Here is a 23,335-nt window from a genome sequence, read left to right as displayed (position 1 = left end):
GCCTTGGGCTCAGCTTGCAGCGGTGCTCCAGTCGATCAGCCCCAGCTGCCAGGTGGCGAGGATCAACAGGCCGAACAGGATCCGATACCAGGCGAAGGCCCCGTAGCCGTGGTTACCGATAAATCGCAACAGTGCGCGCACGGCGATCATGGCGAAGATGAACGAGGTGACGAAGCCGATGGCGAACACCGGCAGATCGGCTGGCTGGAACAGGTCCCGGTACTTGTAGCCGGAATATGCCGCGGCGCCGACCATGGTCGGCATCGCCAGAAAGAAGGAAAACTCGGTCGCCGCCTTGCGGGACAGGCCGAACAACAGGCCGCCGATGATGGTCGCACCGGAGCGGGAAGTCCCCGGAATCATCGCCAGGCACTGGGCGCAACCGATCTTCAACGCCTGCTGCCAGGTCATGTCATCCACGCCCTCGGCCTGCACCTGGTGAGTACGCTGCTCGGCCCAGAGCATGACCACCCCGCCCACGACCAAGGCGGTCGCCACCGTGATGGGGTTGAACAGGAACTCGTGGATCAGGTCGGCAAAGGCGACCCCGAGCACGACGGCCGGCAGGAAGGCGATCAGCAGGTTGCCGGTAAAACGCTGGGCCACGCGCTCTTTCGGCAGCCCGAGCACGACCTCGAGGATCTTGCGCCGATACTCCCAGACCACCGCGAGAATGGCGCCCAGCTGGATGATGATGTTGAAAGCCATCTCCCGCTCGCCGGAAAAGTCGATGAGGTCCGCGACGATGATCTGATGGCCGGTGCTGGAAATGGGCAGGAACTCGGTAACGCCTTCGACAATCCCCAAAATCAAAGCCTGTACGGCCAACCACAGTTCCATCCAATCTCCTAGGCTGCGCGGCGGTGACCGCGCTATTACGTGTCGATGATGTTGTTGAATGCTAAGGGACGAGTCTCGGACTCATGTTTTGCCGTGAGGTTCCCGGTCGACGGTCATCCGTCGAATGGGTCTCAGGTTTTCCGTGCAGGGGCCGAAATGCTACCAGAGAACCGCGCACTATCTTCGTATCTGTGCCAAGTCTTGCGCAGCTGGACCGGCAAGGCGAACTCCTGAAGTGCTGTAAGGCCACTCCCCGCACTCAATTACAAAAAGCGGGAGCCTCGCTCAATGAACAGCCTAAGAAACCTGCCCATCAGCCGCCGCCTGTGGCTCATCCTGGCCGTCGCCATCCTCATGTTGTCGATCCAGGGTGGGTTGATGCTGCAGCAGCTGCATACCGGCCTGTACGCCGCCAAGGGCGAGAAAACCAAACATGTGGTGCAGGGCGCCGCGGGCATCCTCAAGCACTATCAGGGGCTGGAGAGCAGCGGCGCCCTGAGCCGGGAGCAGGCGCAGCAGCAGGCGATGGACATGATTCGCGGCCTGCGCTACGCCGGCCAGGAGTACTTCTGGATCAACGACCAGACGCCCACCATGATCATGCACCCGACCAATCCCAAGCTCGAAGGGCAGCACCTTTCCGGCTTCAAGGACCCGGACGGCAAGGCCCTGTTCAACGACATGGTGCGCATCAGCAAGGCCGAAGGCGCCGGCCAGGTCGACTACCGCTGGCCGAAACCGGGCTCCAGCGAGCCGCTGCCCAAGGTCTCCTATGTCGAACTGTTCAAGCCCTGGGGCTGGATCATCGGCTCCGGGGTATACATCGACGATGTCGAAGCCGAGTTCAGGTCCCAGGCGCTGGGGGCGCTGGGTGTAGGTGCAATCATCATCCTGCTGATGGCCGGGCTGGTCACCCTCATCGCCCGCAGCATCGCCCGGCCGCCGCGCGAAACGGTGGATGCCATGGCCAACATCGCCAGCGGTGAGGGCGACCTGACCCGCAGCCTGGATAGCGCCGGACGGGACGAGCTGGCGGCACGGGCCGGACACTTCAACGCCTTTACCGGCAAGGTGCGCCAGGTAATCCGCCAATCCCTCGAATCCGCCCGCACACTCGATCAGGCCGCGCGCGCTCGGCGGCATTGTCGGTAACGCCCAGCAACACAACCAGCAGCAGCCCCAGCAGATGGAGCTGGCGGCAACCGCTATCAGTCAAGTGACCTATGGCGTGCAGGATGTGGCGAAAAACGCCGAACACGCCTCCACTGAGGTGCGCACCGCCGAGGAACAGGCCCGCCAAGGTCAGCAGAATATCGATGCCAGCTTGCGCCAGATCGGCCAGTTGTCCAGCACCATCGACCAGGCGGTCGCCGTGATGCACTCCCTGGCCGAGGAAAGCACCCAGATCGGCAGCGTCCTCGAGGTGATCCGCTCGATCGCCGAACAGACCAACCTGCTCGCCCTCAACGCCGCCATCGAGGCCGCTCGCGCCGGCGAACAGGGCCGCGGCTTCACCGTGGTGGCCGATGAGGTTCGCCTGCTGGCGCAGCGCACCCAACAATCGACCGCCGAGATCCAGGGCATGATCGAGCGCCTGCAGGATAATTCCGAGGCGGCCGTCAAAGTCATCAACGAAAGCAGTCGGGCATCCCAGCTGACCGTTTAGCAGGCCAGGCGGGCGGGCGGGCGGGCGGGCGGGCGGGCGGGCGGGTGAGAGCCTGGGCCTTATTGCCCAGTCATTACATAATCTAACCGGCTTGAATGCTTCCATCGCCAGCGCCACACTGCAACAATCGCAGGTAGTCGAAGATATTAACCAGAACGTGACCCAAGTAGCAGAATTGGCACATGACAATGCCCAGGCGGCCGAACAATCCAGCGAGGCCGGACGACAGCTGGTGCAGATGGCCGAGCAACTCAACGGGCTACTGAGGCAGTTTCGCGTATGAGGCAAGCATGACCAGCATGGAACATCAGGAAGTCGACCTCAGCAGGCCACAAAACCAGGACCTGATCTGGGACCTCGACAGCATTGCCCGCCGGGAACTGGCCGAACGTTTCATCCAGCTGTTCGCCAATCGCCTGTGCGTCTACTCCGAGTCCGTGCGCCAACTCTATACCAACTACGACCTGCACTTCCCCAGCGACCAGGGCCGCAAGATGGTGGTGCTGCCCAACCCCTATGCCTTCCATGACACCCTTCACGGCATCGAGTCCCTGGCCGTGCGCAAGACCGGGCTCTGCGTGCTGCCCGGCGCCCTGCTGGGCAAGCCTGGTCTGCTATTGGCCACCCAGATCAAGGAAGGCGGTCCGGCGCCCAAGACCATGCCCTTCAAGCAGGCCCTGGCGCAGATCATCAGCAACCAGAAGAAGATCGGCGACCTGTTCCTGCCGATCATGATGAAAGGCGACTTGCGCGAATTCGATCAGCAGATGCCCTATATCCATCTGCACCGCCTGCAGATCAATCGCCTCAGCCGCCTCTCTACTTTCGAGCGCGACGACATCCAGCAAACCATCACCCGCAAGCTGTTGATGCTCTACCGTCAGGCCGACAGCCTCGCCTACTAGCCTCGACCGGGGCTCCAGGTAACCTGCCCGCTCACAGGCGCAGCAGGCTGATCCAGGCGAGCAGCAGGCTGATCGTCACCACGATGGTCAGGGGCCGACGCAAGGCCGGATACCATTTGGGCGCCAGCCCCAGCTTGACCGCATGCAGGTCGGCGAAATACAGCAGCACGAAGGCAATCAGAAACACCGGCAGTGCAAAGCCGAACGGCATACCGCTGGCGACCGCGACCCATCCCAGCATCGGCGGAATCACCGACAGGCCGAGTTGCAGCTTGGCCCGCTCGTCGCTGGCCTCGGCGCGCATCGCCAGCCCCCAATGAATCGCCCCCATAAACGCCAGTATCACCGCGGCGTAGTCCAACAGCGCCGACATCACATAGGGGCGCCAGGCGAACGGCGTGATCCAGATGCCCAGGGCGCCGCTGACGAAAGGTATCAGGCCGGCATAGCCCAGGTGCATGGCCAGCTGCTGAGGATGCTTGGCTTCGAAGGGATGCATCGCGAACTCCTGTCAGATGTGCCCACAGGGTAGCCAGACAATGATCGCATCTGCAAACCGCCGTCACCTTGAGGCACACCTACGTCGCTCGAATGCAGTGCGTGGCTTAACGCGCCCCATCGCAGCGCTCAACCAGCAGACGCGGCCCCGCATCGAATGTGGCGCCACGCGACAACAACTTCGCGGACCTTGCGCCCAGATACGGGCTCGACCCTGCCGGCGGTCACGCCGGATATAGTTATAGCCGCTTGCCATTACTGGGCTTGCTTGGCATAAACTCAGGCCAATATGCATGCTCGACAAGGATGTGCCCGATGCGAATGCTCCGTCGTGCCCTGTTTGGTCTTCTGCTGTTGCTCGGTCTCGGCCTTGGCATGGGTCTGTACTTCATTGCCTACCCGAACCTCCCCGACTACCAGAAGCCGGCACGCCTCCACTACCTGGACCAGTGGACCGAAGACCAGCGACAAACCTACTACTACACGCCCCAGGGTACCCGGGTGAAGGGATTGCGCTACGCGTGGTTCACCGCCCTCGAACTGCCCCTGAGCACGGGCAAGTTGGCCACCCCCGACTACCTGGCGCGCTTCGGTTTTCTGGTCGACCCGCAGCAGGCACCGAGCGAACGCAACCCGGGCAACCTTCCCGTCGGCTTCGCTCGCCATGAGGATAGCGCAAGCGGCGTCCAGTACCTGGACATCAGTTGCGCGGCCTGCCACACGGGCGAACTGCGCTATCGTGGCGAGGCCGTGCGCATCGACGGCGGTCCAGCCTTGCACTCGCTCGCGTCCACCGTGCCCACCTTGCGAGGCGGCGGCTTCGGCCAGGCGCTCGGCATGAGCATGGCCTTCACCTACTACAACCCTCTGAAGTTCAGACGTTTCGCCAAAGAGGTGCTGGGCGAGGACTATGCGCAAGGCCGCGCCCAGCTGCGCCGCGACTTCAAGGAGGTACTCGATCGCCTGCTCGATACCGCCTACAACGACTGGCATCGTGGGCTCTACCCGACCGAGGAGGGCTTCGGTCGCACCGACGCGTTCGGGCGCATCGCCAATAGCGTATTTGGCGATGCCATCGACCCGGCCAACTATCGAGTGGCCAATGCACCGGTCAGCTACCCCCACGTCTGGGACATCTGGAAGTTCGACTGGGTGCAATGGAACGGCTCGGCCATGCAACCCATGGCGCGCAATATCGGCGAGGCCCTGGGCGTCGGCGCAACCCTGCAGCTGACGCAGACCGATGGTCAAGCCGTTGCCGAAACCGAGCGCTACGCCTCCAGCGTCCGCCTGCGCGATCTATACAGCCTCGAGGAAACCCTGAAACAGCTGAAGCCTCCGGCCTGGCCCGAGGCGGTATTCGGCCAGATCGACCGACCGCTCGCCAGCCGAGGCCGCGCGCTGTATCAGGAGAACTGCGCCTACTGCCACGCCCCGGACCCCAAGCCCCGAGACAAGCGCTTCGCCCCGGCGCGAGACCCGGAGTGGCAGATGCGTGTGGTGCCGACCGAGATTGTCGGTACCGACGCGACCGCAGCCGACAACATCGCCGATCACCGCTTCGACATCAGCCGTCTTGGCTGGACCAAGGCCGCGCTGAGCAAGCTGGATGTTCGCCTGTTCGGCGCGGATCTGAATGAAGTGGACGTTCACAACATCTCCAGTGCAAAAGGGCTGGCGTACATCACCGCCTATGTCGAGGACCGGGCGTATCGGGACGCGGGGATACAACCCCGGGAGCGCTGGCGAATGGACGGTTTCGGTCTGCCTATCGGTGTCCAGGAAAAGCGCGGCTACAAGGCCCGCCCACTGGACGGCATCTGGGCCACGCCGCCCTTCCTGCATAACGGATCGGTACCCAGCCTGTTCCAACTGCTCTCACCTGTCTCAGAACGCCAAACCCAATTCTGGGTCGGAAACTTTGAATACGACACGCAGAAAGCGGGCTTCGTCAGTGAGGAGTTTCCCGGCGGCTTCCTCTACGACACCCGCATCACCGGCAACGGCAACCGCGGCCATGAGTTCCGCGATGGTTGCCGCCAAGGTGGCGTGATCGGCCGTGCGCTGCAGCCCGAGGAGCGCCTGGCGTTGATCGAGTACCTCAAGGTCCTGGGCAATTCCGCTGTGGAAAAACAACTGGAACCGATCAAGGCCAAACCTTGGAGCCCCGGCCCCGAGTGCCAGCCTGCAGACAGCGTGGGTGCTGGCGAAGGCGACCAAGAGCAGACCTGAACGTGAAGGCCAACATCAGAACAACGGATAAGGATGGATGCAATGTTGAAACAAGCCTGGCTCTGGCTCGGTCGCCTGTTCGGTAGACTGCTGCTCCTGCTCCTGGCGCTCGGGCTCGGCGGCTGGGCCGCCAGCACCGCCTACTACAACTGGAAGCACGCCGGCCCAGTGTCCAGCAACGAGCAGATTCCGCCAGGTGAAGCGGCTTACACCCAAGCCATAATCGAAGACGCCATCCGTATCGTCGAGCAACACCGGGACAACACCCGTGTCCTGCGTGACGCCCATGCCAAGGCCCATGGCTGCGTGAAGGCCGAAGTGACCGTCCTGGAAGACCTCGATGCGGGCCTGCGACATGGTGTGCTGAGCGTACCGGGGAAAACCTGGCAGGCCTGGGTGCGCCTGTCGAACGGCAATGCCTATCCGCAGTTCGACCGAATTCGCGACGCCCGCGGCATGGCCATCAAGCTTCTGGATGTACCCGGTGAAAAACTCATGGTCGGCAGCGAACACGCGAACGAACAGGACTTCGTGATGTTCAACCATCCGGTTTTCTTCGTACGCGACGTGGCCGAATACCGAAGCAACTTCGCCGCCCAGGCCGACGGCAAGAAGGCCCTGGCCTTCTTCCCCGACTGGGACCCACGAAGGTGGGAACTCCGTCACCTCATCATCGCCCTCAAGACCCTGGCGCCGGCACCGCAGAGTCCGGTGGCGACGACCTACAACTCCATCGCGCCGTTCAAGCTCGGCCCACACAACATCAAGTATCGGGTCATCCCCGCCCCGGAGAACTGCCCGGCCTACAAGCTGCCAGAACCGAACACCGACCTGCCCAATTTCCTGCGTAGCGCCCTCTACCAGCAACTCTCACTGGACCGCGTACCGGCCTGCTTTGCCCTCCAGGTCCAGAAGCAAAACCCCGCCTACTACATGCCGATCGAAGACCCTAGTGTCGAGTGGGACGAAGCCGTGTCGCCTTATCAAACCGTGGCCCACATTCAGATGCCCGCCCAGGACTTCGATAGCACGGAGCAGAACCGGTTTTGCGACAACCTGTCCTTCAATCCCTGGCACTCGCTCCCGCAGCACCGGCCAATCGGGGGCCTGAACCGGTTGCGGAAGGCCGTGTATGAGGTGGTAAGCGTCTATCGTCGCGAGAGAAACGGCGTGCCACAGGACAAGTAGACCACGGCTAATCCCAAGACTTCCTCCCCATTGCGAAGAGCATCCCAGGCCTGCTCCTGAGAGGACGAGAACAGCTAGCGGACCTGACATTGGTTAAAACAGGAACCGAACTGGTAAGATCAGCGTTTATCAGAGCCGGCCTTGCAGCCTCGCCCCCAAGAGAGACATGTAGTAGTGGAACTGTTCAAAGAATTTATTTTCGAGGCCGCTCACCGCCTCCCCCACGTCCCGGACGGCCATAAATGTGGACGGCTGCACGGCCACTCCTTTCGCGTCGCCGTCTACATCGAAGGCGAGATAGACCCTTACACCGGCTGGATCCGTGATTTCGCCGAGATCAAAGAGATCTTCAAGCCGCTCTACGAGCAGCTGGATCACAACTACCTCAACGATATTCCTGGCCTGGAAAACCCCACCAGCGAAGTCATCGCCAAGTGGCTCTGGCAGCAGCTCAAACCCCTCCTGCCGGAGCTATCCCGCATTCGCATCCATGAGACCTGCACCAGTGGCTGCGAATACCGTGGCGACTGATACTACGCACCTATAAAAAAGCCACCGTTAAGGTGGCTTTTTTATAGGTGCGTTAATCAACGCGCCCCGCGCTGAAACAGCATTTGCAGCAGCACGGATAGGCCCATGCACGAAGGCCTGCCTGCAAATCAGCCCGCCGCATGACCGCCGGCCTTTTCTATCGTGCAAAAGCAAACCCCCGACCCGCTTGCGCGGATCGGGGGTTTGGGATAGGTGCTTGACGATGACCTACTCTCACATGGGGAAACCCCACACTACCATCGGCGATGCATCGTTTCACTACTGAGTTCGGGATGGGATCAGGTGGTTCCAACGCTCTATGGTCGTCAAGCAATTCAGCAGGGGATTCGCGGTTAAGGCGCTTCCCCGAATTGGGTATGTGATGTCGTGGTATTGCGTGTTCTGGCAAATTTTCGGTTTGTTGTCGACTTCAGCCATCGAGCACACAAACAACAAATTGTTTGGGTGTTATATGGTCAAGCCTCACGGGCAATTAGTATGGGTTAGCTCAACGCCTCACAGCGCTTACACACCCCACCTATCAACGTCGTAGTCTTCGACGGCCCTTCAGGGAGCTCAAGGCTCCAGTGAGATCTCATCTTGAGGCAAGTTTCCCGCTTAGATGCTTTCAGCGGTTATCTTTTCCGAACATAGCTACCCGGCAATGCCACTGGCGTGACAACCGGAACACCAGAGGTTCGTCCACTCCGGTCCTCTCGTACTAGGAGCAGCCCCTCTCAAATCTCAAACGTCCACGGCAGATAGGGACCGAACTGTCTCACGACGTTCTAAACCCAGCTCGCGTACCACTTTAAATGGCGAACAGCCATACCCTTGGGACCGGCTTCAGCCCCAGGATGTGATGAGCCGACATCGAGGTGCCAAACACCGCCGTCGATATGAACTCTTGGGCGGTATCAGCCTGTTATCCCCGGAGTACCTTTTATCCGTTGAGCGATGGCCCTTCCATACAGAACCACCGGATCACTAAGACCTACTTTCGTACCTGCTCGACGTGTCTGTCTCGCAGTCAAGCGCGCTTTTGCCTTTATACTCTACGACCGATTTCCGACCGGTCTGAGCGCACCTTCGTACTCCTCCGTTACTCTTTAGGAGGAGACCGCCCCAGTCAAACTACCCACCATACACTGTCCTCGATCCGGATAACGGACCAGAGTTAGAACCTCAAGGTTACCAGGGTGGTATTTCAAGGTTGGCTCCACGCGAACTGGCGTCCACGCTTCAAAGCCTCCCACCTATCCTACACAAGTAAACTCAAAGTCCAGTGCAAAGCTATAGTAAAGGTTCACGGGGTCTTTCCGTCTAGCCGCGGATACACTGCATCTTCACAGCGATTTCAATTTCACTGAGTCTCGGGTGGAGACAGCGCCGCCATCGTTACGCCATTCGTGCAGGTCGGAACTTACCCGACAAGGAATTTCGCTACCTTAGGACCGTTATAGTTACGGCCGCCGTTTACCGGGGCTTCGATCAAGAGCTTCGCGTTAGCTAACCCCATCAATTAACCTTCCGGCACCGGGCAGGCGTCACACCCTATACGTCCACTTTCGTGTTTGCAGAGTGCTGTGTTTTTAATAAACAGTCGCAGCGGCCTGGTATCTTCGACCGGCATGAGCTTACGCAGTAAATGCTTCACCCTCACCGGCGCACCTTCTCCCGAAGTTACGGTGCCATTTTGCCTAGTTCCTTCACCCGAGTTCTCTCAAGCGCCTTGGTATTCTCTACCTAACCACCTGTGTCGGTTTGGGGTACGGTTCCTAGTTACCTGAAGCTTAGAAGCTTTTCCTGGAAGCATGGCATCAACCACTTCGCATTCTAAAAGAACGCTCGTCATCAGCTCTCGGCATTAAGCACCCGGATTTACCTAAGCACTCTGCCTACCACCTTAAACACGGACAACCAACGCCGTGCTGGCCTAGCCTTCTCCGTCCCTCCATCGCAGTAACTAGAAGTACGGGAATATTAACCCGTTTCCCATCGACTACGCATTTCTGCCTCGCCTTAGGGGCCGACTCACCCTGCGTCGATTAACGTTGCGCAGGAAACCTTGGTCTTTCGGCGTGCGAGTTTTTCACTCGCATTGTCGTTACTCATGTCAGCATTCGCACTTCTGATACCTCCAGCAAGCTTCTCAACTCACCTTCACAGGCTTACAGAACGCTCCTCTACCGCTCAACTTACGTTGAACCCGTAGCTTCGGTGTATGGTTTGAGCCCCGTTACATCTTCCGCGCAGGCCGACTCGACTAGTGAGCTATTACGCTTTCTTTAAAGGGTGGCTGCTTCTAAGCCAACCTCCTAGCTGTCTAAGCCTTCCCACATCGTTTCCCACTTAACCATAACTTTGGGACCTTAGCTGACGGTCTGGGTTGTTTCCCTTTTCACGACGGACGTTAGCACCCGCCGTGTGTCTCCCGTGCTGACACTTGCTGGTATTCGGAGTTTGCATCGGTTTGGTAAGTCGGGATGACCCCCTAGCCGAAACAGTGCTCTACCCCCAGCAGTGATACACGAGGCGCTACCTAAATAGCTTTCGAGGAGAACCAGCTATCTCCGAGCTTGATTAGCCTTTCACTCCGATCCACAGGTCATCCGCTAACTTTTCAACGGTAGTCGGTTCGGTCCTCCAGTCAGTGTTACCTAACCTTCAACCTGCCCATGGATAGATCGCCCGGTTTCGGGTCTATACCCAGCGACTAAACGCCCTATTAAGACTCGCTTTCGCTACGCCTCCCCTATTCGGTTAAGCTCGCCACTGAATATAAGTCGCTGACCCATTATACAAAAGGTACGCAGTCACCCAACAAAGTAGGCTCCCACTGCTTGTACGCATACGGTTTCAGGTTCTATTTCACTCCCCTCTCCGGGGTTCTTTTCGCCTTTCCCTCACGGTACTGGTTCACTATCGGTCAGTCAGTAGTATTTAGCCTTGGAGGATGGTCCCCCCATATTCAGACAAAGTTTCTCGTGCTCCGTCCTACTCGATTTCACTTCTAAGATCCTTTCGCGTACAGGGCTATCACCCACTATGGCCGCACTTTCCAGAGCGTTCCGCTAAAATCAAAGAAGCTTAAGGGCTAGTCCCCGTTCGCTCGCCACTACTAAGGGAATCTCGGTTGATTTCTATTCCTCAGGGTACTTAGATGTTTCAGTTCCCCTGGTTCGCCTCCTACACCTATGTATTCAGTGCAGGATACCCAGCTTATGCTGGGTGGGTTCCCCCATTCAGAGATCTCCGGATCAAAGTCTGTTTGCCGACTCCCCGAAGCTTTTCGCAGGCTACCACGTCTTTCATCGCCTCTGACTGCCAAGGCATCCACCGTATGCGCTTCTTCACTTGACCATATAACCCCAAGCAATCTGGTTACTGTCTCTAACGTGAAGACGACATTCGCCGAAAATTTGCACTTGAGAACAACGCAAATTTTACCTTGACCAAACTAATTACCAGTGAAAGTAATTAATCAGTCACTTCTATCACATACCCAAATTTTTAAAGAACGATTTTCGTACTGGTCAAAGACCAGAAATCAACATTCAACTGAGCATTTCAGGAATGTTCATTTCTGAACTCTACACAACGGCGCTGTAAGTGGTGGAGCCAAGCGGGATCGAACCGCTGACCTCCTGCGTGCAAGGCAGGCGCTCTCCCAGCTGAGCTATGGCCCCATATTCGTACAAGGCCAAACCCCACAACAATTGGTGGGTCTGGGCAGATTCGAACTGCCGACCTCACCCTTATCAGGGGTGCGCTCTAACCAACTGAGCTACAGACCCAATCGTCTTTCGCAATGAATCAAGCAATTCGTGTGGGAGCTTATAAGGAAGCTGGTGTCGTCGATTAAGGAGGTGATCCAGCCGCAGGTTCCCCTACGGCTACCTTGTTACGACTTCACCCCAGTCATGAATCACACCGTGGTAACCGTCCCCCTTGCGGTTAGACTAGCTACTTCTGGTGCAACCCACTCCCATGGTGTGACGGGCGGTGTGTACAAGGCCCGGGAACGTATTCACCGTGACATTCTGATTCACGATTACTAGCGATTCCGACTTCACGCAGTCGAGTTGCAGACTGCGATCCGGACTACGATCGGTTTTATGGGATTAGCTCCACCTCGCGGCTTGGCAACCCTTTGTACCGACCATTGTAGCACGTGTGTAGCCCTGGCCGTAAGGGCCATGATGACTTGACGTCATCCCCACCTTCCTCCGGTTTGTCACCGGCAGTCTCCTTAGAGTTCCCACCATAACGTGCTGGTAACTAAGGACAAGGGTTGCGCTCGTTACGGGACTTAACCCAACATCTCACGACACGAGCTGACGACAGCCATGCAGCACCTGTCTTACAGTTCCCGAAGGCACCAATCCATCTCTGGAAAGTTCTGTAGATGTCAAGGCCAGGTAAGGTTCTTCGCGTTGCTTCGAATTAAACCACATGCTCCACCGCTTGTGCGGGCCCCCGTCAATTCATTTGAGTTTTAACCTTGCGGCCGTACTCCCCAGGCGGTCAACTTAATGCGTTAGCTGCGCCACTAAGTTCTCAAGGAACCCAACGGCTAGTTGACATCGTTTACGGCGTGGACTACCAGGGTATCTAATCCTGTTTGCTCCCCACGCTTTCGCACCTCAGTGTCAGTATCAGTCCAGGTGGTCGCCTTCGCCACTGGTGTTCCTTCCTATATCTACGCATTTCACCGCTACACAGGAAATTCCACCACCCTCTACCGTACTCTAGCTTGCCAGTTTTGGATGCAGTTCCCAGGTTGAGCCCGGGGCTTTCACATCCAACTTAACAAACCACCTACGCGCGCTTTACGCCCAGTAATTCCGATTAACGCTTGCACCCTCTGTATTACCGCGGCTGCTGGCACAGAGTTAGCCGGTGCTTATTCTGTCGGTAACGTCAAAATTGCAACGTATTAGGTTACAACCCTTCCTCCCAACTTAAAGTGCTTTACAATCCGAAGACCTTCTTCACACACGCGGCATGGCTGGATCAGGCTTTCGCCCATTGTCCAATATTCCCCACTGCTGCCTCCCGTAGGAGTCTGGACCGTGTCTCAGTTCCAGTGTGACTGATCATCCTCTCAGACCAGTTACGGATCGTCGCCTTGGTGAGCCATTACCTCACCAACTAGCTAATCCGACCTAGGCTCATCTGATAGCGTGAGGTCCGAAGATCCCCCACTTTCTCCCGTAGGACGTATGCGGTATTAGCGTTCCTTTCGAAACGTTGTCCCCCACTACCAGGCAGATTCCTAGGCATTACTCACCCGTCCGCCGCTGAATCAGGTAGCAAGCTACCCTCATCCGCTCGACTTGCATGTGTTAGGCCTGCCGCCAGCGTTCAATCTGAGCCATGATCAAACTCTTCAGTTCAATACTGCTTGGGTTTTGAGAAAACCCTAAACTTGGCTCAGCAATCGCAAACCTCTTACCGAAGTAAGAGTTAACTCTCGAATTAACGAGTGTTGCTTTGTGATGCTGATAATCAGTTGACTACCAGTCTTACCTCACAAGCACCCACACGAATTGCTTGATTCAGTTGTTAAAGAACAGTTGGTTAAGTCTTTCGTCTCAACCGAGGCGCGCATTCTACAGCAGCCTCATCTTCCGTCAAGCAGTTTCGAAAATTTCTTTTCTACTTCAACCGCTTGGTGAAACTTAGCGGCTTTCGCCAGCTTTTAGCTTCACGCCCAAGTACAAAACTTAGGCTTTCACTAAAAGCAAACCCCCGACCCGCTTGCGCGGATCGGGGGTTTGGGATAGGTGCTTGACGATGACCTACTCTCACATGGGGAAACCCCACACTACCATCGGCGATGCATCGTTTCACTACTGAGTTCGGGATGGGATCAGGTGGTTCCAACGCTCTATGGTCGTCAAGCAATTCAGCAGGGGATTCGCGGTTAAGGCGCTTCCCCGAATTGGGTATGTGATGTCGTGGTATTGCGTGTTCTGGCAAATTTTCGGTTTGTTGTCGACTTCAGCCATCGAGCACACAAACAACAAATTGTTTGGGTGTTATATGGTCAAGCCTCACGGGCAATTAGTATGGGTTAGCTCAACGCCTCACAGCGCTTACACACCCCACCTATCAACGTCGTAGTCTTCGACGGCCCTTCAGGGAGCTCAAGGCTCCAGTGAGATCTCATCTTGAGGCAAGTTTCCCGCTTAGATGCTTTCAGCGGTTATCTTTTCCGAACATAGCTACCCGGCAATGCCACTGGCGTGACAACCGGAACACCAGAGGTTCGTCCACTCCGGTCCTCTCGTACTAGGAGCAGCCCCTCTCAAATCTCAAACGTCCACGGCAGATAGGGACCGAACTGTCTCACGACGTTCTAAACCCAGCTCGCGTACCACTTTAAATGGCGAACAGCCATACCCTTGGGACCGGCTTCAGCCCCAGGATGTGATGAGCCGACATCGAGGTGCCAAACACCGCCGTCGATATGAACTCTTGGGCGGTATCAGCCTGTTATCCCCGGAGTACCTTTTATCCGTTGAGCGATGGCCCTTCCATACAGAACCACCGGATCACTAAGACCTACTTTCGTACCTGCTCGACGTGTCTGTCTCGCAGTCAAGCGCGCTTTTGCCTTTATACTCTACGACCGATTTCCGACCGGTCTGAGCGCACCTTCGTACTCCTCCGTTACTCTTTAGGAGGAGACCGCCCCAGTCAAACTACCCACCATACACTGTCCTCGATCCGGATAACGGACCAGAGTTAGAACCTCAAGGTTACCAGGGTGGTATTTCAAGGTTGGCTCCACGCGAACTGGCGTCCACGCTTCAAAGCCTCCCACCTATCCTACACAAGTAAACTCAAAGTCCAGTGCAAAGCTATAGTAAAGGTTCACGGGGTCTTTCCGTCTAGCCGCGGATACACTGCATCTTCACAGCGATTTCAATTTCACTGAGTCTCGGGTGGAGACAGCGCCGCCATCGTTACGCCATTCGTGCAGGTCGGAACTTACCCGACAAGGAATTTCGCTACCTTAGGACCGTTATAGTTACGGCCGCCGTTTACCGGGGCTTCGATCAAGAGCTTCGCGTTAGCTAACCCCATCAATTAACCTTCCGGCACCGGGCAGGCGTCACACCCTATACGTCCACTTTCGTGTTTGCAGAGTGCTGTGTTTTTAATAAACAGTCGCAGCGGCCTGGTATCTTCGACCGGCATGAGCTTACGCAGTAAATGCTTCACCCTCACCGGCGCACCTTCTCCCGAAGTTACGGTGCCATTTTGCCTAGTTCCTTCACCCGAGTTCTCTCAAGCGCCTTGGTATTCTCTACCTAACCACCTGTGTCGGTTTGGGGTACGGTTCCTAGTTACCTGAAGCTTAGAAGCTTTTCCTGGAAGCATGGCATCAACCACTTCGCATTCTAAAAGAACGCTCGTCATCAGCTCTCGGCATTAAGCACCCGGATTTACCTAAGCACTCTGCCTACCACCTTAAACACGGACAACCAACGCCGTGCTGGCCTAGCCTTCTCCGTCCCTCCATCGCAGTAACTAGAAGTACGGGAATATTAACCCGTTTCCCATCGACTACGCATTTCTGCCTCGCCTTAGGGGCCGACTCACCCTGCGTCGATTAACGTTGCGCAGGAAACCTTGGTCTTTCGGCGTGCGAGTTTTTCACTCGCATTGTCGTTACTCATGTCAGCATTCGCACTTCTGATACCTCCAGCAAGCTTCTCAACTCACCTTCACAGGCTTACAGAACGCTCCTCTACCGCTCAACTTACGTTGAACCCGTAGCTTCGGTGTATGGTTTGAGCCCCGTTACATCTTCCGCGCAGGCCGACTCGACTAGTGAGCTATTACGCTTTCTTTAAAGGGTGGCTGCTTCTAAGCCAACCTCCTAGCTGTCTAAGCCTTCCCACATCGTTTCCCACTTAACCATAACTTTGGGACCTTAGCTGACGGTCTGGGTTGTTTCCCTTTTCACGACGGACGTTAGCACCCGCCGTGTGTCTCCCGTGCTGACACTTGCTGGTATTCGGAGTTTGCATCGGTTTGGTAAGTCGGGATGACCCCCTAGCCGAAACAGTGCTCTACCCCCAGCAGTGATACACGAGGCGCTACCTAAATAGCTTTCGAGGAGAACCAGCTATCTCCGAGCTTGATTAGCCTTTCACTCCGATCCACAGGTCATCCGCTAACTTTTCAACGGTAGTCGGTTCGGTCCTCCAGTCAGTGTTACCTAACCTTCAACCTGCCCATGGATAGATCGCCCGGTTTCGGGTCTATACCCAGCGACTAAACGCCCTATTAAGACTCGCTTTCGCTACGCCTCCCCTATTCGGTTAAGCTCGCCACTGAATATAAGTCGCTGACCCATTATACAAAAGGTACGCAGTCACCCAACAAAGTAGGCTCCCACTGCTTGTACGCATACGGTTTCAGGTTCTATTTCACTCCCCTCTCCGGGGTTCTTTTCGCCTTTCCCTCACGGTACTGGTTCACTATCGGTCAGTCAGTAGTATTTAGCCTTGGAGGATGGTCCCCCCATATTCAGACAAAGTTTCTCGTGCTCCGTCCTACTCGATTTCACTTCTAAGATCCTTTCGCGTACAGGGCTATCACCCACTATGGCCGCACTTTCCAGAGCGTTCCGCTAAAATCAAAGAAGCTTAAGGGCTAGTCCCCGTTCGCTCGCCACTACTAAGGGAATCTCGGTTGATTTCTATTCCTCAGGGTACTTAGATGTTTCAGTTCCCCTGGTTCGCCTCCTACACCTATGTATTCAGTGCAGGATACCCAGCTTATGCTGGGTGGGTTCCCCCATTCAGAGATCTCCGGATCAAAGTCTGTTTGCCGACTCCCCGAAGCTTTTCGCAGGCTACCACGTCTTTCATCGCCTCTGACTGCCAAGGCATCCACCGTATGCGCTTCTTCACTTGACCATATAACCCCAAGCAATCTGGTTACTGTCTCTAACGTGAAGACGACATTCGCCGAAAATTTGCACTTGAGAACAACGCAAATTTTACCTTGACCAAACTAATTACCAGTGAAAGTAATTAATCAGTCACTTCTATCACATACCCAAATTTTTAAAGAACGATTTTCGTACTGGTCAAAGACCAGAAATCAACATTCAACTGAGCATTTCAGGAATGTTCATTTCTGAACTCTACACAACGGCGCTGTAAGTGGTGGAGCCAAGCGGGATCGAACCGCTGACCTCCTGCGTGCAAGGCAGGCGCTCTCCCAGCTGAGCTATGGCCCCATATTCGTACAAGGCCAAACCCCACAACAATTGGTGGGTCTGGGCAGATTCGAACTGCCGACCTCACCCTTATCAGGGGTGCGCTCTAACCAACTGAGCTACAGACCCAATCGTCTTTCGCAATGAATCAAGCAATTCGTGTGGGAGCTTATAAGGAAGCTGGTGTCGTCGATTAAGGAGGTGATCCAGCCGCAGGTTCCCCTACGGCTACCTTGTTACGACTTCACCCCAGTCATGAATCACACCGTGGTAACCGTCCCCCTTGCGGTTAGACTAGCTACTTCTGGTGCAACCCACTCCCATGGTGTGACGGGCGGTGTGTACAAGGCCCGGGAACGTATTCACCGTGACATTCTGATTCACGATTACTAGCGATTCCGACTTCACGCAGTCGAGTTGCAGACTGCGATCCGGACTACGATCGGTTTTATGGGATTAGCTCCACCTCGCGGCTTGGCAACCCTTTGTACCGACCATTGTAGCACGTGTGTAGCCCTGGCCGTAAGGGCCATGATGACTTGACGTCATCCCCACCTTCCTCCGGTTTGTCACCGGCAGTCTCCTTAGAGTTCCCACCATAACGTGCTGGTAACTAAGGACAAGGGTTGCGCTCGTTACGGGACTTAACCCAACATCTCACGACACGAGCTGACGACAGCCATGCAGCACCTGTCTTACAGTTCCCGAAGGCACCAATCCATCTCTGGAAAGTTCTGTAGATGTCAAGGCCAGGTAAGGTTCTTCGCGTTGCTTCGAATTAAACCACATGCTCCACCGCTTGTGCGGGCCCCCGTCAATTCATTTGAGTTTTAACCTTGCGGCCGTACTCCCCAGGCGGTCAACTTAATGCGTTAGCTGCGCCACTAAGTTCTCAAGGAACCCAACGGCTAGTTGACATCGTTTACGGCGTGGACTACCAGGGTATCTAATCCTGTTTGCTCCCCACGCTTTCGCACCTCAGTGTCAGTATCAGTCCAGGTGGTCGCCTTCGCCACTGGTGTTCCTTCCTATATCTACGCATTTCACCGCTACACAGGAAATTCCACCACCCTCTACCGTACTCTAGCTTGCCAGTTTTGGATGCAGTTCCCAGGTTGAGCCCGGGGCTTTCACATCCAACTTAACAAACCACCTACGCGCGCTTTACGCCCAGTAATTCCGATTAACGCTTGCACCCTCTGTATTACCGCGGCTGCTGGCACAGAGTTAGCCGGTGCTTATTCTGTCGGTAACGTCAAAATTGCAACGTATTAGGTTACAACCCTTCCTCCCAACTTAAAGTGCTTTACAATCCGAAGACCTTCTTCACACACGCGGCATGGCTGGATCAGGCTTTCGCCCATTGTCCAATATTCCCCACTGCTGCCTCCCGTAGGAGTCTGGACCGTGTCTCAGTTCCAGTGTGACTGATCATCCTCTCAGACCAGTTACGGATCGTCGCCTTGGTGAGCCATTACCTCACCAACTAGCTAATCCGACCTAGGCTCATCTGATAGCGTGAGGTCCGAAGATCCCCCACTTTCTCCCGTAGGACGTATGCGGTATTAGCGTTCCTTTCGAAACGTTGTCCCCCACTACCAGGCAGATTCCTAGGCATTACTCACCCGTCCGCCGCTGAATCAGGTAGCAAGCTACCCTCATCCGCTCGACTTGCATGTGTTAGGCCTGCCGCCAGCGTTCAATCTGAGCCATGATCAAACTCTTCAGTTCAATACTGCTTGGGTTTTGAGAAAACCCTAAACTTGGCTCAGCAATCGCAAACCTCTTACCGAAGTAAGAGTTAACTCTCGAATTAACGAGTGTTGCTTTGTGATGCTGATAATCAGTTGACTACCAGTCTTACCTCACAAGCACCCACACGAATTGCTTGATTCAGTTGTTAAAGAACAGTTGGTTAAGTCTTTCGTCTCAACCGAGGCGCGCATTCTACAGCAGCCTCATCTTCCGTCAAGCAGTTTCGAAAATTTCTTTTCTACTTCAACCACTTGCGCCTCCGATCAACCTTCAGCTTCTCGTCAGCGGGAGGCGAATTCTACAGCGTTCAAAACCGCTGTCAACCACCTCTTGCAACCGCTTTCGAGCCACTCGACCGAAGCACCGACAGGATCAACAAACCACCCCGTCAGCCCGGCGCATTCTACGCAGCCTGCGCTGCTTTGCAACCCCTCATTTAAATCTAAGTATCTGTTTTACAAATACTTTTACGAGAGGCTTACGCCGGAGAAGGCGCGCATTATAGGCCCGGCGAAGCTAAGGTCAACGCTTTATTTCGACTGGCGGAGAAACTCACCCGCGACGCACTCGCAGCCCCCAAGAACGACTCAGGGCGTCTTCACGCCCCGAGCCACTTCGGCCAGGTGGAACCAGGTAGGCGCATCCAACTGCAGTGCCGTCCCTGCCAGCGCTTCCTCGATGCGCGACCAGCGCAGACTACCAAGGACAGCTTGCGGCCTGCCGGGCAACCGACGCACCCAGGCCAACGCTACCTGGTTCGGCGTCGCCTGAAGGAACTCGGCCACCTCTTCTAGTGCCCTGCTCAACGCCGGCGTAAAGGCACCGCCAGCCAGCGGCGACCACGCTTGAGCCTGCAGGCCATCCGCCTGCATGGCCTGCAATCGACCATCCCAGGCGGTCTGCTGAGACATCAGCGACAGCTCGATCTGATTGCAGCGAAGCGGCAGCTGGCGACCGAGCACCTGCCAGTGCAGCGGCTCGGCATTGGACAGCCCGAGCCAGCCAACCTTGCCACTCGCCAACAGCGCCTGTAACGCCGCGACCACCTCGTCGACCTGCAGCAGCGGGTCGGGACGATGTAGCAGAAAGCCATCCAGGCGTTCAACGCCGAGACGCGACAGCGAAGCATCGACCATCTCTATAAGGTAGGCCGCAGCCGTGCTGTAGTGCTTGACCCGCCAGCGCGAGACATCCTGGGCCGCCGGCACTATGTCGGCCTTGCTGATCAACTGCAGCCGTGCGCGCAGCTCGGGACGTAGGCGCAAAGCCGCTCCGAACCGCGCTTCGCACTCCCCCAACCCATAGATGTTGGCGTGATCGAAACCCGTCAGACCCCGCTCCATGCAACGCTCGATCAAGCCGAGCAACTTTTGCGGGCCCGCCAGCTCCGGGTAGTCGAGCAGGCGCATCATGCCGAGCAGCAGCGGCTGCTCGAGGGCTTTGTCGGTCATAGGAAGTTCCTTGGCGCGCGATCCGGGACGGGAACGCAATAGCCCTGACGCCACCGAACCGGTGACGCCGGGCAAAAGACTCAGGCGAGCAGCTGCAACGCCTCGGCGCTGGCCTGCTGAATCCGCGCCCAGTCACCATTCTTGATCCACTGACTGTCGAGCATCCAGCTACCGCCGACGCACATGACATTGGACTGGCTCATGTAGCGCTGCAGGTTCTCCGGGCTGACGCCGCCGGTCGGGCAGAAGCGCACACCGTTGAATGGGCCTCCCAGAGCCTTGAGTGCAGCGGTGCCGCCGCAAACCTCTGCAGGGAACAGCTTGAAGCGCCGGTAGCCCAGACCGTAGCCGAGCATGATGTCCGAGGCGCTGCTGGTACCTGGCAGCATGGGCACATCACACTCCAGACCCGCCTGCAGCAGCTCGGCCGTGGAACCCGGCGTGACGATGAACTGGGCGCCCGCCTCGATGGCCGCGGCGAGCATCTGGCGGTCGAGCACGGTGCCGGCGCCGACGCACAGCTCCGGGCGCAACTCGCGCAACAGGCGGATGGCCGTCAAGCCGTACTGCGAGCGCAGGGTGACCTCCAGAACGGTCAGACCGCCGGCCGCCAGGGCATCGGCCAGCGGCAGGATGTCCTCCTCACGGGCGATGGTGATCACCGGCATGATGCGGGCGCGGGCGCAGATGCTGTCGATCTGGGCGATTTTGCCAGCCATGCGGCTGCTCTGGAGGGTGTCGTTGTTGTTCATATCGGCTGGTCCTTCGGCCCCTAGGGGCACCAGTAAATCTCAAGGGGGGAATGCAGGAAGGCGCGAATCGGCATCTGTGCCGCTTCGTCCAGGGTCAGGGCCTCACCCAGGGTCGCCAGCTTGGCCGCCCCCTGAATTGCCAGCAGGGGCAGACGCGCCGAGGCAAGCAGCGGCAGGGTCATGGTGAGGCGTTGATGGGGCGCGCTCGGCGCCTGCATCGGCAGACAGCGCCGGGGACAGCCAGGCTGCAGGGCCAGGGCCAGATTCGGGCTGCCGGGGAACAGGGAGGCGGTATGGCCGTCATCCCCCATACCCAGCACCAGCACATCGATCGGCGGCAGCTCAGCCAATGCCTGGTCGGCCTTGAGCGCCGCCTGCTCGAGATTGGCGGCTACCTGATACAAGCCGATGAAGCGCGCCTCGGCAGCCGGCCCCCGCAACAGATGACAACGAACCAAGGCTTCGTTGCTGGTGGCGTGATTGACCGGCACCCAGCGCTCATCGGCCAGACTGATCACCACCTGCGACCAGGGCAGCTGCTGCTGTGCCAACTGCTCGAAGAAGGCGATGGGGCTGCGGCCACCGGATACCACCAGGGTGGCTGCGCCCCGACTGTCGATGGCCGCGCGCAAGGCTGCGGCCACGTCGCTGGCGAGGGTCTCGGCGAGCTGCTGGGCATCGCTCAGGTTGCGTGCCACGACCCCCAGGGGCAGATCGAGCTCAGAGATCGCCATACCAGGACCTCCCGTCACGGGTAATCAGGGCCACGGCCCCCATGGGCCCCCAGGTGCCCGCCGGATAGGGCTTGGGCGCATCGCCGAGGCGTTTCCAGCCGGCGATCAGCTGATCGCACCATTCCCAGGCGTGCTCGATCTCGTCCTTGCGCACGAACAGGTTCTGATTGCCGCGCATCACTTCCAGCAACAAGCGTTCGTAGGCATCGGGAATCCGTGCGCTGCGGTAGGTGTCGGAGAAATTCAGCTGCAACGGACCGCTGCGCAGGTGCATGCCCTTGTCCAGCCCCTGGTCCTTGGTCATCACCTGCAGGGCGATGCCCTCGTCCGGCTGCAGGCGGATGATCAGCTTGTTGCCGATCAACTGGCGCTGCTCGGGGGCGAAGATGTAGTGCGGCGGCTCCTTGAAGTGAATGACGATCTGCGACAGCTTCTGCGGCATGCGCTTGCCGGTGCGCAGGTAGAACGGCACTCCGGCCCAGCGCCAGTTGCGAATATCCGCGCGCAGGGCGACGAAGGTCTCGGTATCGCTCTGGGTATTGGAGTTCTCTTCCTCCAGGTAGCCCGGCACCGCCTTGCCGTCGCTGCTGCCCGCCACGTACTGACCGCGCACCACCTGGCGCCCCAGTTGCTCGGCGGTGATCGGCGCCAGCGCCTTGAGCACCTTGACCTTCTCGTCGCGGATGCTGTTGGCCGACAGGTCGCTCGGCGGGTCCATGGCGATCAGGCAGAGCAACTGCAGCAGGTGGTTCTGGATCATGTCGCGCAGCTGGCCGGCCTGGTCGAAGTAGCCCCAACGACCCTCGATGCCGACCTTCTCCGCCACGGTGATCTCGACGTGGGAGATGAAATTCTGATTCCACTGGGTCTCGAACAGGCTGTTGGCGAAGCGCAGGGCGATCAGGTTCTGCACCGTTTCCTTGCCCAGGTAGTGGTCGATCCGATAGACCCGTGACTCCGGGAAGTACTCCGCCACCGCATCGTTAACCGCGCGGGAGGACTCCAGGTCATGGCCGATCGGCTTCTCCAGCACCACCCGGGTGCGCTCGGCCAGGCCGACCCGCGCCAGATTGGCGCAGATACCGCCGTACACCGATGCCGGCGTGGCGAAGTAGGCGATCAGCGATTGCGCGCCGCCGACCTGGTCGACCAGGGTCTCGTAGGCGTCGACCTCGAGGAAATCCATGCTCAGGTAGCTCAGGCGCGCCAGGAAGCGCTGCAGGACCGCGGCATCGACCTCACCGGCCGGCACGTGGCGGCACAGGTGCTGCTCAATCGAGCTCAGGTGCTGCTGGGCCTCGCCACCCTCTCGGGCCAGGGCCAGAATGCGCGTTTCGGGATTCAGCAAGCCGGCGCGATCGAGCTGATACAGGGCCGGGAACAGTTTGCGCAGGGCCAGATCGCCCAGCGCGCCGAACAAGGCAATGGTGCAGGAGTCAACAGATATGGTTGGCATAATGTTTGTTCTTCTATCAAGATGCACTAGAAATACCCGGTAAACGGGGTTTTTACAAGAGACAATGTAGTAATAAAAACAAC

12 protein-coding genes, 4 tRNA genes, 6 rRNA genes and 1 pseudogene are annotated in these 23,335 nt (G+C 57.6%); 7 read left to right on the top strand and 16 right to left on the bottom strand.

Annotated elements, in window-relative coordinates:
- Positions 1 to 9: 9 nt before the first annotated feature.
- Complete coding sequence (locus KDW96_RS21045; protein ID WP_255838156.1) at positions 10 to 840, bottom strand: undecaprenyl-diphosphate phosphatase; 831 nt, start codon at positions 838 to 840, stop codon at positions 10 to 12.
- A gap of 288 nt (positions 841 to 1,128) precedes the next feature.
- Here KDW96_RS21045 and KDW96_RS22345 point away from each other — a divergent pair, with 288 nt between their 5' ends.
- From KDW96_RS22345 to KDW96_RS21035, 4 genes and pseudogenes are all read left to right on the top strand, one after another.
- Complete coding sequence (locus KDW96_RS22345) at positions 1,129 to 1,992, top strand: cache domain-containing protein (RefSeq protein WP_370295240.1); 864 nt, start codon at positions 1,129 to 1,131, stop codon at positions 1,990 to 1,992.
- Positions 1,993 to 2,026: 34 nt separating this feature from the next.
- A pseudogene (locus KDW96_RS22340) lies at positions 2,027 to 2,438 on the top strand (methyl-accepting chemotaxis protein); the annotation flags it as partial.
- Positions 2,439 to 2,597: 159 nt separating this feature from the next.
- Entirely contained in the window at positions 2,598 to 2,789 is a 192-nt protein-coding gene (locus KDW96_RS22335) for a hypothetical protein (protein ID WP_370295239.1), read from the top strand.
- A 7-nt stretch (positions 2,790 to 2,796) separates the two neighbouring features.
- Positions 2,797 to 3,411, top strand: a complete 615-nt coding sequence (locus tag KDW96_RS21035) for a hypothetical protein (protein WP_255838155.1) — start codon at positions 2,797 to 2,799, stop codon at positions 3,409 to 3,411.
- 31 nt (positions 3,412 to 3,442) lie between these two features.
- Here the strand turns inward: KDW96_RS21035 and KDW96_RS21030 are convergent, their stop codons facing one another.
- Positions 3,443 to 3,910: a DUF3429 domain-containing protein gene (locus tag KDW96_RS21030; protein ID WP_255838154.1), complete on the bottom strand. Its 468-nt coding sequence runs from the start codon at positions 3,908 to 3,910 to the stop codon at positions 3,443 to 3,445.
- Between the two features lie 314 nt (positions 3,911 to 4,224).
- Here KDW96_RS21030 and KDW96_RS21025 point away from each other — a divergent pair, with 314 nt between their 5' ends.
- The 3 genes from KDW96_RS21025 (at position 4,225) to queD (ending at position 7,860) form a co-directional block, all read left to right on the top strand.
- The gene (locus KDW96_RS21025) at positions 4,225 to 6,141 is read left to right on the top strand and encodes a c-type cytochrome (protein ID WP_255838153.1); all 1,917 of its coding nucleotides are present in this window, start codon (positions 4,225 to 4,227) and stop codon (positions 6,139 to 6,141) included.
- A gap of 42 nt (positions 6,142 to 6,183) precedes the next feature.
- Positions 6,184 to 7,329 (top strand): catalase family protein, encoded by a 1,146-nt coding sequence (locus KDW96_RS21020; protein WP_255838152.1) that lies wholly within the window; start codon positions 6,184 to 6,186, stop codon positions 7,327 to 7,329.
- A 174-nt stretch (positions 7,330 to 7,503) separates the two neighbouring features.
- Positions 7,504 to 7,860: a 6-carboxytetrahydropterin synthase QueD gene (queD, locus tag KDW96_RS21015; protein ID WP_255838151.1), complete on the top strand. Its 357-nt coding sequence runs from the start codon at positions 7,504 to 7,506 to the stop codon at positions 7,858 to 7,860.
- A 215-nt stretch (positions 7,861 to 8,075) separates the two neighbouring features.
- Here the strand turns inward: queD and rrf (KDW96_RS21010) are convergent.
- The 14 genes from rrf (KDW96_RS21010) to zwf all read right to left on the bottom strand — a co-directional run bounded on the left by rrf (KDW96_RS21010) (position 8,076) and on the right by zwf (position 23,252).
- A 5S ribosomal RNA gene (gene rrf, locus KDW96_RS21010) occupies positions 8,076 to 8,191 on the bottom strand.
- A gap of 141 nt (positions 8,192 to 8,332) precedes the next feature.
- Positions 8,333 to 11,223 (bottom strand): 23S ribosomal RNA (locus KDW96_RS21005).
- Between the two features lie 250 nt (positions 11,224 to 11,473).
- Positions 11,474 to 11,549, bottom strand: a tRNA-Ala gene (locus KDW96_RS21000).
- A gap of 31 nt (positions 11,550 to 11,580) precedes the next feature.
- Positions 11,581 to 11,657, bottom strand: a tRNA-Ile gene (locus KDW96_RS20995).
- Positions 11,658 to 11,722: 65 nt separating this feature from the next.
- Positions 11,723 to 13,259: ribosomal RNA gene (locus tag KDW96_RS20990) — 16S ribosomal RNA — on the bottom strand.
- A gap of 392 nt (positions 13,260 to 13,651) precedes the next feature.
- Positions 13,652 to 13,767 (bottom strand): 5S ribosomal RNA (gene rrf / locus KDW96_RS20985).
- Between the two features lie 141 nt (positions 13,768 to 13,908).
- Positions 13,909 to 16,799, bottom strand: a 23S ribosomal RNA gene (locus KDW96_RS20980).
- Positions 16,800 to 17,049: 250 nt separating this feature from the next.
- Positions 17,050 to 17,125 (bottom strand) — tRNA-Ala (locus KDW96_RS20975).
- 31 nt (positions 17,126 to 17,156) lie between these two features.
- A tRNA-Ile gene (locus tag KDW96_RS20970) sits at positions 17,157 to 17,233 on the bottom strand.
- Positions 17,234 to 17,298: 65 nt separating this feature from the next.
- A 16S ribosomal RNA gene (locus KDW96_RS20965) occupies positions 17,299 to 18,835 on the bottom strand.
- Together the 16S, 23S and 5S rRNA genes with 4 tRNA genes alongside form the textbook arrangement of a ribosomal RNA operon.
- A 611-nt stretch (positions 18,836 to 19,446) precedes the next feature.
- On the bottom strand, positions 19,447 to 20,310 hold the full coding sequence (locus tag KDW96_RS20960) for an aldo/keto reductase (RefSeq protein ID WP_255838150.1): 864 nt from the start codon (positions 20,308 to 20,310) through the stop codon (positions 19,447 to 19,449).
- Between the two features lie 80 nt (positions 20,311 to 20,390).
- A complete protein-coding gene (locus tag KDW96_RS20955; protein WP_255838149.1) occupies positions 20,391 to 21,062 on the bottom strand; it encodes a bifunctional 4-hydroxy-2-oxoglutarate aldolase/2-dehydro-3-deoxy-phosphogluconate aldolase in 672 nt (223 codons plus the stop codon).
- A gap of 20 nt (positions 21,063 to 21,082) precedes the next feature.
- The gene (gene pgl, locus KDW96_RS20950; protein WP_255838148.1) at positions 21,083 to 21,796 is read right to left on the bottom strand and encodes a 6-phosphogluconolactonase; all 714 of its coding nucleotides are present in this window, start codon (positions 21,794 to 21,796) and stop codon (positions 21,083 to 21,085) included.
- Positions 21,783 to 23,252, bottom strand: a complete 1,470-nt coding sequence (gene zwf / locus KDW96_RS20945) for a glucose-6-phosphate dehydrogenase (protein ID WP_255838147.1) — start codon at positions 23,250 to 23,252, stop codon at positions 21,783 to 21,785. The genes pgl and zwf overlap by 14 nt, the downstream gene beginning before the upstream one ends.
- Positions 23,253 to 23,335: the final 83 nt, after the last annotated feature.

The sequence above is a fragment of the Pseudomonas benzenivorans genome (genome assembly GCF_024397895.1).
Classification (GTDB): Bacteria; Pseudomonadota; Gammaproteobacteria; order Pseudomonadales; family Pseudomonadaceae; genus Aquipseudomonas; species Aquipseudomonas benzenivorans_A.
This window is presented reverse-complemented; position numbering and strand designations above follow the sequence as displayed.